The sequence below is a fragment of the Deinococcus aerius genome, from assembly GCF_002897375.1.
Classification (GTDB): Bacteria; Deinococcota; Deinococci; order Deinococcales; family Deinococcaceae; genus Deinococcus; species Deinococcus aerius.
Map to the genome: position 1 here is coordinate 127,884 of NZ_BFAG01000001.1, position 15,309 is coordinate 143,192.

Sequence of the window (15,309 nt, forward strand, 5' to 3'; positions counted from 1 at the left end):
GCCTCAGCCCCGGCTGGGGCTTTTATCCTGCTGGTCGTCGGTGGGGATGCCCAACGCCGCCAGCGCCGCGTCCACCTGCGCCTCCAGCGACGCGAGATCACCGCTGTTGTCCAGCACGAAGGTCGCCCGTTTCCGTTTCTCCTCGCCGGACATCTGCCGCGCGTCCCTTGCCAGCACCTCCTGGGCCGTCAATCCGCTGCGACGGGTTACGCGGGCCACCCGCAGGTCGAGCGGGGCGTCCACGACCAGCACGGCGTCCATCTGCGCCTCCAACCCGCCCTCGAAGAGCAGGGGCACGTCCTGCACGACCCATTCCTCTCCGCGGGCCGCCGCGGCCTGCTCCAGGGCCAGCATCCGCGCCCGGACGCGCGGGTGGATGATCGCGTTGAGCGCAGCCAGCCGGGCGGACTCGCCAAAGACCCTCGCCGCCAGGGCCGCCCGGTCCAGCTCCCCACCCCGCACCACGCCGGGAAAAGTCGCCTCGATCTCGGCGAGAACAGCCGGGTCGCGGGTCACCTCGCGCGCCTGCTCGTCGGCGTCGAGGACGGTCAGGCCCCGGGCGCGCAGCAGGCGGGCGACGGTGCTTTTGCCCGCGCCAATGCTGCCGGTCAGCCCCAGCCGCCGGGGGTGAGCAGGGGGGGGCGGGGCGGACATGGCGCCCAGTGTAGGGGGTGACAGTGGAGAAGGGCAGGCGGGCCTCTGCCGCTCCCGTTCCCCCCTCGGGGGCAGGAGAACTGTGACGTGCCCGTTCTTCCCCTGGGGCATTGGGGCGGGGGCAGGAACGGGGGAATCAGGGGGGCGTCAGAAGTCCGTCAAATCGGGCGTCTAGGCTGCTTCCATGCCCTTTGCCGCACCGCGTGGAGCCTGCTCCGGCCTCTCACTGGGACTTCACCCCGCCGCCGGACCCCTTGCCTATGCTGTCCACGTGACCCACAACGTGCTGGATGGCGGCTTGCACCCCCTGTGGCGCGGTGTTAGCCTCACCCCGGAGGTTTCTGAGTGAAACGACGTACCCTCGGCCTGCTCCTCGCGGCGGCCACCCTGATGAGCGCGGCCGCGCAGACGCAACCGACGGCTCCGGCCACCCCGGCCACCGCTCAGCCCGCCGCCCCGGCCGCCACGCCCACCGCCCCCACCCGTCCCGCCGCCAATTACGTCGCGCTGGGGGTCTTCTATTACGAGCAGGGCAAGTTCGACGAGGCCTACGTCGCGTTTCGCGCGGCCAGCGAGATCGACCCCAGGAACACCGAGGCGCTGCTCGGCCTGGGGCGCGCGCAGGTCAAGCTGCGGCTGTACGGCCCGGCCATCGAGACCTTGCGGCGCCTGACCCTGCTCGACCCCAACAACGTCAGCGGGTATATCGCGCTGGCCCAGGCGTACCAGCAGCAGTACGTGGGGTCCAGCGACCGGGCGGCGGTGGCGGGCAACCTCACGGCGGCCCAGAAGGTCCTCACCGATGCCGAGACGGTCGCGCAGGGCCAGACGGGGGACGGCAGGAACCTCAGCCTCAGCAAGATCTGGAACGAGCGCGGCTACGTCTACAAGCTCCAGGGCGACGCGGGCCGGGCCATCGACGCCTTCAAGCAGGCCTCGACGCTCAACCCCGACAACGACGTAATCCTCTTCAACCTGGGGGACATGTACTACGCGACCGGCAACCTGATGGCCGCGCTGAACAGCCTCCAGCAGGCGGTGATCGCCGACCCGCGCGACGCCTACAACCGCGCGTACTACGCCAAGCTGCTCGCCCTGAGCGGCAACATCACCGCCGCCAAGCCGGAGGCCGCCCAGGCCGCCCGCCTGGCCCCCACGAACGCCTACGCGGTCGGCCAGTACGGCGTGGTGAGCTACCTCAGCCGTGACGCTGCCACGGCCCGCGCCCAGCTCACCCAGGCGGTCAAGCTCGACCCCCTGCGCTACCCCGAGTTCTACTACTACCTGGGCCGCCTGGACCTGGACGCCGGGGACCTCCAGTCCGCCCGCGAGAACCTGACGCGCGCCGCCGCCCTGGGCAGCACGACCGCCGAGTACGCCTACTACCTAGGCCTGAGCTACGAGCGCGGGGCGGGCGTCGTGGCCCCCGACCGCCTCAAGGCCCGCGAAAACTACGAGCGGGCGCTCAAGCTGAGCCCCAACTACGCGCTCGCCCGCGAGGGTCTGTCGCGCGTGCGCTGACCCGTTCACGCTCTCCCCGGCGGCTTCCTCCTGAATCGGAGGGGGCCGCTTCGTTGCTGGCCCGCCGTCTCAACGTTCCCTAAAGCTCAACTGTCGCTTCCCCCCTCACCGGGCGCGCGTAAGATGAGCGCCGATGCTGCCCTCATCCAGGGGGGATGAGGAACGCGGCCCGAAAGGAGCACCATCATGGCGTACCAGTTGCCGAACCTGCCCTACCCGGAAGACGCGCTCGAACCGCACATTGACGCGCGCACCATGAACATCCACCGCACCAAGCACCACCAGACCTATGTGGACAACGCGAACAAGGCGCTGGAGGGCACCGAGTTCGCCGACCTGCCCGTCGAGCAGCTTATCGGGCAACTCGATCAGGTTCCCAGCGACAAGAAGACGGTCCTGCGCAACAACGCGGGCGGTCACGCCAACCACAGCCTCTTCTGGACGATCATGACCCCGAACGGCCAGGGCCAGCCGGGCGGCGAACTTGCCCAGGCTATCGATCAGGCCTTCGGCTCCTTCGACGCCTTCAAGCAGAAGTTCGAGGACGCGGCCAAGACCCGCTTCGGCTCGGGCTGGGCGTGGCTGGTGGTGCAGCCGGGCGGGGGGCTCGCCGTCGTCTCCACCGCCAACCAGGACAACCCGCTGATGGGTGAGGCGATTGCGGGTGCGAGCGGCACGCCGATCCTCGGCGTGGACGTGTGGGAGCACGCCTACTACCTGAACTACCAGAACCGCCGCCCCGACTATCTGGCGGCCTTCTGGAACGTGGTGAACTGGGACGAGGTCGCCCGGCGCTACGAGCAGGCACGGTCACAGTAAGGACAACAAGGAGAGCGCCCCCAGCCGGACACGCTGGGGGCGCTCTTTATTGGAAGTTAAGCGATGGCCCGACGTGCGGCCCTGGCCCTCAGGATCGGCGGCACGATCAACGCGAGCGCCACGACGACCAGGATGAAGGCCGTCAGCGGCTGCCGGGCGAAGATGCTGAAGTCCCCGTTGCTCTGCTGAAGGGCGGTGCGGAACTGACTCTCTGCCGTCGGCCCCAGGATCACGCCGATAATCGCGGGCGTCACCGGGAAGTCGAAGCGGCGCATCCCGTACCCGATCACGCCGAAGAGGGCGAGCAGGAACAGGTCGAACACGCTGTTGTTCAGCGAGTACACGCCGACGGTCGAGAACACCAGGATTCCGGCGTACAGGAAGGGGCGGGGGATGAGCAGCAGCCGTGCCCAGACCGGCGCCAGCGGCAGGTTCAGCGCCAGAAGCATCACGTTCCCGATGTACAGCGAGGCGATCAGGCCCCACACCAGATCGGCGTTCGTCACGAACAGGAGTGGGCCGGGTTGCAGCCCGTACTGCTGGAAGGCGGCGAGCAGGATGGCGGCGGTCGCGCTGGTGGGCAGGCCCAGGGTGAGGAGGGGCACCAGAACTCCAGCGGCGCTCGCGTTGTTCGCGGCCTCCGGCCCGGCCACGCCCTCGATGGCGCCCTTGCCGAACTCCTCGGGGTGCCGCGTCAGCCGCTTTTCCAGGGTGTAGCTCAGGAAGGTGGGAATCTCGGCGCCGCCCGCCGGGATCGCGCCGAAGGGAAAGCCCAGCGCGGTGCCGCGCAGCCACGGTTTCCAGCTCCGGCGCCAGTCCTCGCGGTTCATGGAGGCGTTGCCCTCCAGCTTGATCACGCTGGCCTTGTCCTTCCGCAGGCGGCTGGCGACGTAAAGCGTCTCCCCGACCGCGAAGAGGCCGATCACGACCGTGATGAAGTCGATGCCGTCGAGCAGTTCGGGGCGGCCCAGCGTGAACCTCGCCTGCCCGCTCTGGAGGTCGGTGCCCACAAGGCCGACCGCCAGACCCAGGAAGAGGCTGATGAGGCCCCGCAGCGGGCTGCCGCCGAACGTCGCGCTGATGGTCACGAACGCGAGCATGATGAGGGCGAACTTGGCGCTGGGCGGAATCTGCACCGCGATGTCCGCGATGGCGGGCGCGGCGAAGGTCAGCAGCGCCGTGCCGATGGTCCCCGCCACGAAGGACCCGATGGCGGCGGTGGCGAGCGCGGCGGCGGCGCGGCCCCGGCGGGCCATCTTGTTGCCCTCCAGCGCCGTGATGATGGAGCTGGACTCACCGGGCGTGTTCAGCAAGATACTGGTCGTCGAGCCGCCGAACATCCCGCCGTAGTAGATGCCCGCGAACATGATGAAGGCGCTGACCGGGGGCAGCTTGGCCGTGACGGGCAGCAGCAGCGCGACCGTCAGCGCCGGGCCGATGCCGGGCAGCACGCCGACCAGGGTGCCCAGCGTGACGCCGATCAGCGCCCACAGCAGGTTGATGGGGGTCAGGGCCGTTTCGAAGCCCGCGAAGAGGGCGGAAAGAGCGTCCATTTAGATGATCCCCTTCAGCACGCCGGGCGGCAGGTTCAGGCCCAGGCCGCGGGTGAAGACCTCGTATGTGACGAGCGCCACGAGGAGCGACACCACGAGCATGAGCCCCCAGCGGCGCTCGCCGAACGCCAGGGCCACGGAGAAGTACATGATCGCCGTGCCGATCACGAAGCCCAGGGTGGGCAGCAGCACCGTGCCCAGCAGGAAGCCGCCCAGGACGATTCCGGCGGCCTCCAGGTGAACGGGCGCGTTCGGGTCGGTGTCCTCCTCGGCGGCGGGCTCGGCGCGGTCGCCGCGCAGGGCATTGACGGTCAGCAGCACGCCCAGGGCGGTCAGCCCGACGCTCACGATGAGCGGAAAGACGCGCGGGCCGACGACCGCGTTGATGCCGAAGGGAATCTGAAAGGTGCCCAGCAGCAGCAGCAGGCCCAGCCCCGTCACCCCCAGGGCGACGAGCAGGTCGGGCACGCTGACGCCGCGCCTGCCCGTGGCAGAGGCCAGCGGCGCGTCAGGGTGGGCGGAGGGCGGAACGTCTTGCATGGAAAGACCTCCTCGGGGGGTGTGGACGTTCTCTATTCTGGCGCCCGGAAGCGGGCAAAAGGAGGCGGGGCGGGTCATCTTTCCCCCGCCCCGCCGGGTGCCCCCGCCAGGTTTACTTCACCAGGCCGATGTTTTGCAGAATCTTGCGCGCGCGGCTCTGTTCCAGCTTCAGGAACACGTCGAACTTGCTGCCGCTCAGGTACAGGTCGGTCCACTTGCGGGTCGCCAGCGTGTCCTTCCACTCCTTGCTGGCGTGCATCCTGTCGAGCGCGGCAACCAGGGCGGCCTTCTCGGCGGCGCTGATGCCGGGAGGGGCCACGATGCCGCGCCAGTTGGCAAGGTCCACGTTGTAGCCCTGTTCCTTGAGGGTGGGCACCGGAATCCCCGGCTGCCGCTTGGGCGCGCTGATGCCGATGGCCCGCAGCTTCCCGGCCTTGATCTGCGCCTCGAACTCGCCGTACCCGGCCACACCCGCCGCGACCTGGTTGCCCAGCACCGCCGCCAGCGTCTCACCGCCGCCGCTGAAGGGCACGTAGTTCATCCGCTTGGGATCGACCCCCGCCGCCTCCGCGAGCAGGCCGACGAGCATGTGGTCGGTGCCGCCCGCGCTGCCGCCCGCGAAGGCCACCCCGCCCGGGTTGGCCTTCCACGCGGCGGCGAGGTCCTTCATCGTCTTGTAGGGGCTGGAGGCGGGCACGACGACGACCTCGTACTCGCCGGTCAGGCGGGCGATCGGCGTCACGCGCGAGAGGTCCACTTTGCTGGAGTTCGTCTGGATGGCGCCCACCATCACCAGGCCCATCGTCATGAGCAGGTTGCCGTCGCCCTTGGCGTTGTAGAGCTGCGCCAGGCCAATGGTGCCGCCCGCGCCGGGCACGTTGAACACCTGCACGGGCCCCGCGATGTTCTCGTTTTGCAGCACGGTCTGGATCGCGCGGCTGGTCTGGTCCCAGCCGCCGCCGGGGCTGGCGGGCGCCATGATCCGCAGGTTGTTCAGGCTCTGCGCGGCGGCGAGGGGCGTGAGGGCAGTCAGCAGGGCCAGGGATAGCACGTTCTTCATGGAGCCTCCGGGAGTCTGGGCCGGGCGTCCGGCCGGGTGGGTTGAGGGGTTAGAGCTTCCCCAGGCTACTTCCCACTCGGCCCGGTTGCAAGAAATTTCTCCGGCTATGACGCACTTTTTTCTGAGCGTTATTTACAACCGTGAACGCAACGCACGCAACGACCGGGGCACTATGCAGGCCTCCTACAATGGGACGAAGCTCATGTCCCTCTCCTCACGTCCGCGGGGCCGGTCGCGCCCAGGGTTGCAGGGCCGCCTGGTGCGCCTGCACCTGCTCGTGCTGTGCGCGATGACGCTGGTGCTCGCGGGGGTGCAGACCGCCACCCTGTACGGGGAGGCGCGCGAGCGGCTGGGCGAGCGAGCGATCACGACGAGCCGTCTGGTCGCTCGGCTGCCCGCCGTCATTCAGGGGGCGGCGGCGGGCGTGCAGAATGCGGCCCTGAACGCCCAGATCAACGCCCTGCGCGCCGAGGCGGAGGCCGACTTCATCGTGGTGGGAAACGCCCGCGGCATCCGGCTCGCGCACCCCGTTCCCGAGCGGCTGGGCCAGCCGATGGAGGGCGGCGACAACGTGGGGCCCCTGGCAGGGCGCGAGGTCGTGAGTGTGGCGCGGGGCAGCCTGGGCCTGAGCGTGCGAGGCAAGGTGCCGGTGTGGCAAAACGGGAGGGTAGTCGGCGTCGTCAGCACCGGCTACCTGATGCCGCAGGCGTGGCACCTGGTCGCGCAGGCCCTGCTGAACCTGGCGCCTTGGTTCCTGCTCGCGCTGGGGTTGGGTACGGTCGGGGCAGTGTGGGCCGCGCGGCGCTTGCGGGCCGAGATCCTGAACCTCGAACCCGAGCAGATCACCGCGCTCGTGGGCCAGCACCGGGCGGTCCTCGCTGCCTTGCGGGAGGGGGTGATCGCGGCGGACGGGCACGGCGTGGTGACCCTCGCCAGCGACCGCGCCGCCGAGGCGCTGCCCGCCGCCCGGGTCCCCTTCCTCCTGGCCCCCGCGTGGCCGGAACTTGCCGGGCATCTCGCCGTCACCGGGGCCACGCGGCAGCAGAACGTGGAACTCACCCTGCGGGGCCAGCCCGTGCTCGTGAATGTCGAGCCGCTGGAGGGCGGGGGTTTCGTCGCCTCCTTCCGTGACCGGGCGGAAGCGCTCGCGCTGGCCGACGAGCTGACCCACGCCCGCGGCTTCGTGGATGTGCTGCGCGCCCAGACGCACGAGTACCAGAACCGGCTGCACGTCCTCTCGGGGCTGCTGCAACTTGGCCGCCCCCAGGAGGCGCTGCGCGTGCTGGACGCCGAGATCGAGCAGGGGGTGCAATTCCGGGAACTGCTGCGCGACGTGCAGGTGCCCCGGCTGGTCGCCCTGCTCGCGGGCAAGCGGGAGCGGGCCGGGGAACTGGGCATCGACTTCACGGTCGCGCCGGGCAGCAGCCTCTCGCCCGCCTGGGAGCGGCACGCGGACACCCTCGTCACGGCGGTGGGCAACCTCACCGAGAACGCCTTCGAGGCGCTGGGGGGCCAGCCCGGCACCGTCACCGTCCTGATCGGCGAGGACCCCGAGGGGGCACAGATCGAGGTGGAGGACTCGGGGCCGGGGGTGCCGCCCGAGGTCGCCGCCCGGCTCTTCACGCGCGGGGCGAGCAGCAAGGGTGAGGGGCGGGGGTACGGCCTGGCCGGGGTCCACGCCCGGGTGCTGGCCCTGGGCGGCGAGATTCGGTATACGCGCCGGGGCAGCCAGACCGTCTTTCAGGTGAATCTGCCCCCGCCCGCCCTGTCGCCCGTATTGGAGCGGGCATGACCCGGGTGCGCGTGCTGCTCGTGGAGGACGACCTGCGGGTCGCCCGGGTGAACCGCGACCTGCTGGAGCGCGACCCGGACGTGCATGTGGTGGGCAGCGCGGCCACGCTGGCCCAGGCGGACGCGCTCGCCCAGGCCCTCGCGCCTGACCTGATCCTGCTCGACGTGCATCTGCCGGACGGGAGCGGGCTGGGGCTGTTGCGGCACTGGCGGGCGCAGGGGCGCACGACGGATGTGGCCCTCATCACCGCCGCCGATGACGAGGCTTCAGTGCGGACGGCGCTGGCGCAGGGGGCCTTCGACTACCTGATCAAGCCGTTCACGGGGGCGCGGCTGGCCGAGGTGATCGCGCGGCACCGTGCCCGCCGCGCTCCACGCGGCACCCTCGATCAGTCGCACCTGGACCGGCTGCTGGGCGTGAGCGGGAATACGCCCGAGCCGCTGCCGCGCGGCATTGACCCACACACCCTGGAACGGGTGGCGGCGGTGCTGGAGGGGGCCGGGGGTGCCCTGAGCGCCGAGGAGGTCGGGGACCGGGCGCACCTCTCGCGGGTGACGGCCTGGCGTTATCTGGAACACCTTGTGCGGGTGGGGCGTGCCAGCCTGGATCACCAGTATGGCCTGGCGGGGCGGCCCGCCAAGCTGTACCGGGCACGCAGTTCGCTGGAAGGGGAGGCTCTCTAACTCTTTCCCAGCTCGGCGCGTGCTCGGCGGGTCAATTTTGCTTGCGGGGCGTTTCCCTTGGCAGATCGGCGGCGTGTGGGAAGGTTGTTGTGGATGAGGGCAGGGGGCAGGGCAACTTGATTCGGTTTGCCTCCACCCCCCAACCCCCTACCCTCAGAGGGGGCGACGACTCCGCCGCGCGGGGCGGCCCGCGCGTTGACGCTAGGCCTGCACACGTGTCTCTCTTCTCGGTGGAGGGGGAGCGGCGCTGCGCTGGGCAAAGGGCTCGCCCACTTCGCCTGTGGTCGTCCCATCCCTCTCGCAATGTTTGAACTTGCTGCATCCTCAGTCGCTCGCCCACCGTCTCGCTGCGCGAGCAAGGCGGGGTGAAGGCGGTGCGAGCGCAAGTTCCTTGTGGGGCTGGGCCGTCCGCAATAGACGGTTTTAAAGAGCTAAAGCTCAGGCGTTGTTGCTCCTGCTGGGCAGTCTTTCCGTCCTGGGTGGGCGAGCCGACAGTCCTGATCCTCAAGAACGGGTGAACATGCCGGGGTTCCGCCGGGACGTCCGTATGCACGGCCCGCTGGTACGGTGACCTTGCAGACCATTGGCTGTATCCCTTCCGCCCCCTCCCTCTGCTCCGCGGCCCTTCAGGTCCAGCCAGGTTTTGCAGTTCCCGCGCAGCAGTTGAGCCGGAATCCCTGTGAGGTCGTCATGGGTCCCGATGTCCTTGACCTGTCCCGCTTTCAGTTCGCCTCGACCAGCATCTTTCACTTTTTCTTTGTTTCCCTGACGGTGGGGCTGGCCTTTCTGATCGCGGTGATGGAGACCATGGCGTTCGTCCACAGGGACCGCGCGCAGATCTACGGAAACATGACGAACTTCTTCGGGCACCTGTTCCTGATCAATTTCGCGGTCGGCGTGGTGACGGGCATCGTGCAGGAGTTTCAGTTCGGCATGAACTGGAGCCAGTATTCCAAGTTCGTGGGCAACATCTTCGGCGTGCCGCTCGCGCTGGAGGTGCTGATGGCCTTCTTTTTAGAAAGCACCTTCATCGCCCTGTGGTGGTTCGGCAAGGACCGGCTCAGACCTGCTCTCCGCCTGGCGAGCATCTGGCTCGTCGCCATCGGGACCCAGATCAGCGCCTTCTGGATCGTGCTGGCGAACGGCTGGATGCACCACCCCGTCGGGTACGAGGTCGTGGGCGATCAGGCCTTCCTGACGAGCTTTTCGCAGGTCGTGTTCAACTACAAGGCGTGGCTGTACTTCCTGCACGTGCAGGGCTCGGCGTGGTCGGTCGCGGCCTTTTTCGTGCTGGGAATCAGCGCCTACCACCTGCTGAGAAAGCAGGACGTGGAGGTGTTCTCGCGCTCGCTGCGGATCGGGCTGGTGTTCGCCGTCATCGGGTCCGTCTTCTCCGCCACCAGCGGGCACCGGGCCGCCCAGGTGGCCCGCTACGACCAGCCCATGAAGTTCGCCGCAATGGAGGCGCAGTGGGAGACCTCGAAGTCGCCCGCCCCGTGGTCGGCGGTCGCCATCATCAACGAAAAAGAGCAGCGCAACACCTTCAACGTGGAGATTCCCTACCTGGGCTCGCTGCTGGCCTACAACCGCCTGACCGGAAACTACGAGGGGCTGATTCCCCTTCAGGAGCGGTACGAGCGCGAACTCGGGCCGGGGAACTACATCCCGCCCGTGGCCTGGGTGTACTGGAACTTCCGCATCATGGTGGGCATCGGGATGCTGATGCTGCTCGCCGCGTTCGGGGGCGCATTCCTGTGGTGGCGCAGGCGGGGGAGGCTCAACGATACCCGGTGGTATCTGCGCGCCCTGCTCTTCACCCTCCCCCTGCCGTGGATCGCCAACTTCTGCGGCTGGATCACGACCGAGATGGGCCGCCAGCCCTTCATGGTGTACGGCCTGCTCACGACGGTCGAGGGCGTGAGCGCCAACTCCTACGGCGAGGTTCTGGTCGGGCTGATCGGCCTGTGGATCGTGTACCTCGCCCTGATCGGGCTGGACATTTACCTGCTCACCGTGACGGCCCGCGCGGGCATCCACCACAAGCCCGAGGCGCAGATGCTCGCCGCGCCCGCCCCCAACTACGCGGGCGAGGGCTTCCAGGGCTACGAGCGGAGGAACTGAGAGGAGGGATCTGCCGTCAGAAAGGACGATCTTTCCCTTCTCTTCCTGACGGCTGATCGCTGACGGCTGACGGCTCCCCTCTCCCCCCAAGGAGGCTGAACCCACCCTATGGACCTCGTGACCCTCTGGTTTTGGCTGATCGCGCTGACCTTCACCCTCTACTTCTTCCTGGAGGGCTTCGACTTCGGGGTGGATATCCTGCGGCCCTTCCTGGCGCGCAACGAGGCCGAGGAGCGGGCGCTCGTGGGCACCATCGGCCCCTTCTGGGACGGCAACGAGGTCTGGGCCATCGCGGCGGCGGGGGTGATGTTCTCGACCTTTCCGGTGTGGTACGGGACCCTCTTCAGCGGCCTGTACCCGGTCTTCGTGATTATCCTGCTCTCGCTGCTGATGCGGGGCGTGTCGTTCGAGTACCGCAACCAGGTGGAGTCGCAGCGCTGGCGCTCCTTCTGGGACTGGATGTCGTTTCTGGGCAGCCTGATCCCCTCGTTCTTCTGGGGTCTGACGATGGCGAAGCTGATCGAGGGCCTGCCCATCAATGCCGACGAGCGGGTGCTGGGCGGCTTTGCCGAGGTCTTTACCCCCTTCTCGGTGGTGGGGGGCCTGGCGACGACGCTGCTGTTCATGCTGCACGGGGCGAACTTCCTGCTCCTGCGGCTGCACAAGGACACGGAGCTGTATAACCGTGCCCGCGCCGCCGCTCTTTTTTGGGGCGCACTCGCCACCGTCGCCATCCTCGCCTTCGTGGTCATGGGGTACGTCACCGAGGGGCTCTTCAACTCCTTCGGCGTGCTGCCGTGGCTCTTCCCGGTCGCCGCCGCGCTCACCCTGGGAAGCATCTGGTACGGGCTGACCCGGCGGCGGGACGTGCTCGCCTTCCTGATGAGCAGCCTGACCATCGTGTTCTCCACCGTGACCATCTTTATCGCGCTGTACACCCGGCAGGTCGTGTTGCCCTCGACCCTCAACCCCGAGTACAGCCTGAGCCTGCGGGAGAGTGCCAGCCAGCCGTACACCCTGGTGCTGATGACGTGGGTGGGCGCGATTTTCCTGCCGCTGATCATCGGGTATCAGGTCTGGAACTACTACATCTTCCGCGAGCGCGTCCGGCCCGAGGAGGGCGGGCTCAACAAGGGGTACGACTGATGCAAAGTTGCGGTGAGTCGAAGACGAACTCAGGCGGATGGGCACAATTTCGTAGGAGAGGGGCCGCGCCTAAATCCGGACGAGAACAGCCGGGGCCTTCCCGGGTAGCCCGGAATTACAGCAAGTCGGTCTAGCGTGCGGCCCCTGATGCGGCTCCCCGGCGTGCGGCCCCTCGCGCTCGCCTGTGCCGGGCTGGCTCTGGTGACGTGTGGGCTCGTCCTGGCGCAGTGGTCTCTGGTCGCGCGAATCGTGAACGGGATTTTTCTGGGGAGGCAGGCGCCCGCCGTCCTGACCTCCGCCTTTGTCGCGCTGGCCCTCGTGTGGCTCGTCCGCTCGGCCCTCGTCGGGGTGAGGGATGTGATCGCTGCCCGCGCCGCAGCGCATGTGAAGAGGGAGGTGCGTGGTCGCCTCCTCGCCCACCTCCTGAGCCTCGGCCCCCTGTACGCCGCCGGGCAGCGGGCGGGCGAACTCACCGAACTCGTGGTGGAGGGCGCCGAGCGGCTGGAGGGCTTCGTCGGGCGCTTCGTGCCGGGTTCGGTGTTCGCCGCCGTCCTGCCGCCCCTCCTCGCGCTGACGGTGCTGTTCCTCGACCCCCTGAGCGGGCTGATCCTGCTCTTCACCGGGCCGGTCATCGTGGTGCTGCTGTGGCTGGTGGGGACGATGGCGGATCAGGCGGCAAAGGCCCAGTGGCTCACGCTGGGCCGCCTGAGCGCGAGCTTTGTGGACACCCTGCGCGGCCTGCCCACGCTGGTGGTCTTCGGGCGCGACCGGGAGCGGCTGGCGGCGCTGCGGGGGGCGGACGAGGCGTACCGCCGGGTTACTCTGGGCGTGCTGCGAACGGCCTTTCTCTCCGGCTTCGTACTCGAATTCGGCGCGACGCTGAGTACGGCCCTCGTGGCCGTGACGGTGGGTGTGCGCCTGTTCGAGGGGGCTCTGCCGTTCGAGCGGGCCTTTCTCGTGCTGCTGCTGGCTCCTGAGTTTTTCGCCCCATTGCGTGCCCTCGGGGCCGACCACCACGCCAGCCTGGAGGCGCGGGCGGCGGGGGAGCGGATGTTCGCGGTGTTGAATGAGGAGGCGCCGGGGCAGGGCGGTCTGCCCGTTCCTGAGGGGCCACTGCGAATTGAGTTCCGCGACGTGACCCTGCAATACGGGGAGCGGACGGCGCTGCGGGACGTGAGCCTCACCCTGCCGCCCGGCTCGCGCCTCCTGCTCGTCGGCGAGAGCGGCGCGGGCAAGACGAGCGTGGCCCGGCTGCTGCTCGGGTTCGCCGTTCCCACGAGCGGGGAGGTGCGGGTGAATGGTGTGTCCCTGGCTGATCTCGACCCGGCGGCGTGGCGGGAGCGAATCGCTTACGTGCCCGAGCGGCCCTACCTCTTTCCCGGCACCGTGCGTGAGAACATCCGGCTGGGCAGGCCGGACGCGACGGACGACGAGGTCGTGGAGGCGGCCCGGGCGGCGGATGCCCACACCTTCATCTCTGGGCTTGCCCACCGCTACGACACGGAGGTGGGGGCCGAGGGCGCGCGGCTGAGCGGCGGCGAACGCCTGCGCCTCGCCCTCGCCCGGGCCTTCCTGCGGGACGCGGAGGTGCTGATCCTCGACGAGCCGACCTCTCAGCTCGACGCGGGAAGCGAGGAACAGGTCCGGGCCGCGCTTGAACGGCTGGGCCAGGGCCGCACCGTCCTCACCATCTCGCACCGGGCAGCGCTGCACCGGGGGCATGACCAGGTCATCGAGCTGGAGGGCGGACGGGTCCGCGAACCCGTGGGGGAGTGGGCGTGAGCGGGCTCTGGCGCTTCGTGCGGGGAGGGGGGCGGGCGCGGACGCTTGGCTCGGTCCTGCTCGGGGCCGGAACAGTTCTCGCCTCGGTGGGCCTGCTCTCGGTGTCGGGGGCGCTGATCTCGGGGGCGGCGCTGAAACCCGAGTCCCTGCTCGTCCTGCTGCCGCTGATCACGTCCGTGCGGCTCTTCGGCATCTCGCGGGCCGCGCTGCGCTACGGCGAGCGGCTGGTCTCGCACGACCTGACCTTCCGGCTGCTGGGCCGGGTGCGGGGGGAGGCGGTGGCGCACCTCGCCCGCGTCGCGCCCGCCGCGCTGGTCGGCGCCCGGGGCGGGGACCTCCTCGCGCGCGTCCGCTCGGACGTGGACGAGTTGCAGGGCGTGTACCTGCGCCTCTTTGCCCCCACGCTGGTGGCCGCCCTCGTCGCGCTCGTGACGGTGGCGCTGGTGGGGTTCGTGGATCCCCGGCTCGCGCCCGTGACCCTGGGGCTCCTCGGCCTCGCCGGGGTCGCGCTGCCCGCCCTCGCTGTCCGCGCCGCCGCTGCGGCGGGCCGTGCCCAGAACGCGGCCCGCGCCGAACTTGGGGCCGCCACCCTCGAAGCCCTCCACGGCCTGCCCGACCTCGTGACGGGCGGGGGGCGCCCGGCAGCGGAGGGGCACTTCGCCAGGCTCCTCGCCACGCTGGAGGCGGCGGAAACGCGGCGGGCGCGGGTGACTGGAGCGGCGAACGCGGCGCGGGACGCCCTGGGGGGTTGTGGCCTGATCGCGGCCCTCCTCCTCGTCGGGCAGGGGGTGGCGCAGGGGGAAACGAGTGGCCCCCTCCTCGCCGCGAGCGCCCTGGGCCTGCTGGCGAGCTTTGAGGCGGTCGGGAACCTGGGAAGCGCGTGGGCGACTTACGGTTCCCTGCGCGCCGCTGCCGCCCGCGTAGACGGGCTGCGTGCCCTGCGGCCCGCCGTGGAGGACCCGGAGAGGCCCGTTAACCTCCCCGCCGACCCCACCCTGCGCTTCGAGGCCGTGCGCTTTCGTTACCCCGGTGTAGAGACGGACGTGCTTCGTGACGTGAACCTCACCGTCCGCCCGGGGGAACGGGTCGCCCTGGTTGGGCCGTCCGGCGCCGGGAAGAGCACCCTGCTCGGCCTCGCACTGCGCTTCTGGGACCCGGGGGCGGGGCGGGTCACGCTGGGGGGCGTGGACCTGCGCGACCTGATCCTCGCGGACGCGCGCTCCCGCTTCGCCTGGGCGCCCCAGCAGGCGGAGGTCTTTGGCGGCACCCTGCGCGAGAATCTGTGTCTGGCGGCGGACGCGACGGACGACGACCTCCTGGCCCTGCTCGGTGACCTGGGGCTGGACGGGCTGCTCGCGCGGCTGCCGGGCGGGCTCTCCGGCTGGGTGGGCGAGTACGGGGCGCAGCTCTCGGCGGGTGAGCGGGCGCGGCTCTCGGTGGCCTGCGCCCTGCTGCGCCCCGCGCCCGTCCTGCTGCTGGACGAGCCGACCGCGCACCTCGACCCGGCGAATGCCCGCCGCCTCCTGCGAGCCGTGGAGGAGCGCGCCCGGGACCGCGCCACCCTCCTCGTCACCCACCAGCCCGAGCTGCTGGGACCAGCATGGCGCGTGGTGGGGCTGGGGTGAGGCGACCCTGCGG

At 69.9% G+C, this 15,309-nt stretch carries 12 protein-coding genes; 8 read left to right on the forward strand and 4 right to left on the reverse strand.

Annotation, left to right across the window (positions count from 1 at the left end; translation table 11 throughout):
- Positions 1 to 3 precede the first annotated feature (3 nt).
- A complete protein-coding gene (gene coaE, locus DAERI_RS00550; RefSeq protein WP_103127540.1) occupies positions 4 to 654 on the reverse strand; it encodes a dephospho-CoA kinase in 651 nt (216 codons plus the stop codon).
- 345 nt (positions 655 to 999) lie between these two features.
- Here coaE and DAERI_RS00555 point away from each other — a divergent pair, with 345 nt between their 5' ends.
- Positions 1,000 to 2,175: a tetratricopeptide repeat protein gene (locus tag DAERI_RS00555; RefSeq protein ID WP_103127541.1), complete on the forward strand. Its 1,176-nt coding sequence runs from the start codon at positions 1,000 to 1,002 to the stop codon at positions 2,173 to 2,175.
- Between the two features lie 186 nt (positions 2,176 to 2,361).
- Positions 2,362 to 2,994, forward strand: a complete 633-nt coding sequence (gene sodA, locus DAERI_RS00560; RefSeq protein WP_103127542.1) for a superoxide dismutase [Mn] — start codon at positions 2,362 to 2,364, stop codon at positions 2,992 to 2,994.
- A gap of 56 nt (positions 2,995 to 3,050) precedes the next feature.
- Here the strand turns inward: sodA and DAERI_RS00565 are convergent, their stop codons facing one another.
- The 3 genes from DAERI_RS00565 to DAERI_RS00575 form a co-directional block, all read right to left on the reverse strand.
- A complete protein-coding gene (locus DAERI_RS00565) occupies positions 3,051 to 4,547 on the reverse strand; it encodes a tripartite tricarboxylate transporter permease (protein WP_103127543.1) in 1,497 nt (498 codons plus the stop codon).
- The gene (locus DAERI_RS00570) at positions 4,548 to 5,087 is read right to left on the reverse strand and encodes a tripartite tricarboxylate transporter TctB family protein (RefSeq protein WP_103127544.1); all 540 of its coding nucleotides are present in this window, start codon (positions 5,085 to 5,087) and stop codon (positions 4,548 to 4,550) included. It lies immediately after the preceding gene.
- A 112-nt stretch (positions 5,088 to 5,199) separates the two neighbouring features.
- Entirely contained in the window at positions 5,200 to 6,147 is a 948-nt protein-coding gene (locus tag DAERI_RS00575) for a Bug family tripartite tricarboxylate transporter substrate binding protein (RefSeq protein WP_103127545.1), read from the reverse strand.
- A 202-nt stretch (positions 6,148 to 6,349) separates the two neighbouring features.
- On the opposite strand from DAERI_RS00575, the gene DAERI_RS00580 reads away from it, so the two are divergent.
- From DAERI_RS00580 to cydC, 6 genes are all read left to right on the forward strand, one after another.
- Positions 6,350 to 7,939 (forward strand): ATP-binding protein, encoded by a 1,590-nt coding sequence (locus DAERI_RS00580; protein ID WP_103127940.1) that lies wholly within the window; start codon positions 6,350 to 6,352, stop codon positions 7,937 to 7,939.
- Positions 7,936 to 8,622, forward strand: a complete 687-nt coding sequence (locus tag DAERI_RS00585; RefSeq protein ID WP_103127546.1) for a response regulator transcription factor — start codon at positions 7,936 to 7,938, stop codon at positions 8,620 to 8,622. The genes DAERI_RS00580 and DAERI_RS00585 overlap by 4 nt, the downstream gene beginning before the upstream one ends.
- Positions 8,623 to 9,312: 690 nt before the next feature.
- A complete protein-coding gene (locus DAERI_RS00590; protein ID WP_103127547.1) occupies positions 9,313 to 10,743 on the forward strand; it encodes a cytochrome ubiquinol oxidase subunit I in 1,431 nt (476 codons plus the stop codon).
- Positions 10,744 to 10,851: 108 nt separating this feature from the next.
- Positions 10,852 to 11,889, forward strand: a complete 1,038-nt coding sequence (gene cydB, locus DAERI_RS00595; RefSeq protein ID WP_103127548.1) for a cytochrome d ubiquinol oxidase subunit II — start codon at positions 10,852 to 10,854, stop codon at positions 11,887 to 11,889.
- A gap of 147 nt (positions 11,890 to 12,036) precedes the next feature.
- Positions 12,037 to 13,671 (forward strand): thiol reductant ABC exporter subunit CydD, encoded by a 1,635-nt coding sequence (cydD, locus tag DAERI_RS00600; protein ID WP_235610153.1) that lies wholly within the window; start codon positions 12,037 to 12,039, stop codon positions 13,669 to 13,671.
- Complete coding sequence (cydC, locus tag DAERI_RS00605; protein ID WP_165794018.1) at positions 13,668 to 15,296, forward strand: thiol reductant ABC exporter subunit CydC; 1,629 nt, start codon at positions 13,668 to 13,670, stop codon at positions 15,294 to 15,296. Before cydD ends, cydC begins: the two co-directional genes overlap by 4 nt.
- The last annotated feature ends 13 nt before the right edge of the window (positions 15,297 to 15,309 follow it).

Excerpts from the sequence above, each read along its gene's own strand:
- coaE (WP_103127540.1), bottom strand. The coding sequence starts at position 654 with ATGTCCGCCCCGCCCCCCCCTGCTCACCCCCGGCGGCTGGGGCTGACC.
- sodA (WP_103127542.1), top strand. The coding sequence starts at position 2,362 with ATGGCGTACCAGTTGCCGAACCTGCCCTACCCGGAAGACGCGCTCGAA.
- DAERI_RS00565 (WP_103127543.1), bottom strand. The coding sequence starts at position 4,547 with ATGGACGCTCTTTCCGCCCTCTTCGCGGGCTTCGAAACGGCCCTGACC.
- DAERI_RS00570 (WP_103127544.1), bottom strand. The coding sequence starts at position 5,087 with ATGCAAGACGTTCCGCCCTCCGCCCACCCTGACGCGCCGCTGGCCTCT.
- DAERI_RS00575 (WP_103127545.1), bottom strand. The coding sequence starts at position 6,147 with ATGAAGAACGTGCTATCCCTGGCCCTGCTGACTGCCCTCACGCCCCTC.
- DAERI_RS00580 (WP_103127940.1), top strand. The coding sequence starts at position 6,350 with ATGTCCCTCTCCTCACGTCCGCGGGGCCGGTCGCGCCCAGGGTTGCAG.
- DAERI_RS00585 (WP_103127546.1), top strand. The coding sequence starts at position 7,936 with ATGACCCGGGTGCGCGTGCTGCTCGTGGAGGACGACCTGCGGGTCGCC.
- DAERI_RS00590 (WP_103127547.1), top strand. The coding sequence starts at position 9,313 with ATGGGTCCCGATGTCCTTGACCTGTCCCGCTTTCAGTTCGCCTCGACC.
- cydB (WP_103127548.1), top strand. The coding sequence starts at position 10,852 with ATGGACCTCGTGACCCTCTGGTTTTGGCTGATCGCGCTGACCTTCACC.
- cydD (WP_235610153.1), top strand. The coding sequence starts at position 12,037 with ATGCGGCTCCCCGGCGTGCGGCCCCTCGCGCTCGCCTGTGCCGGGCTG.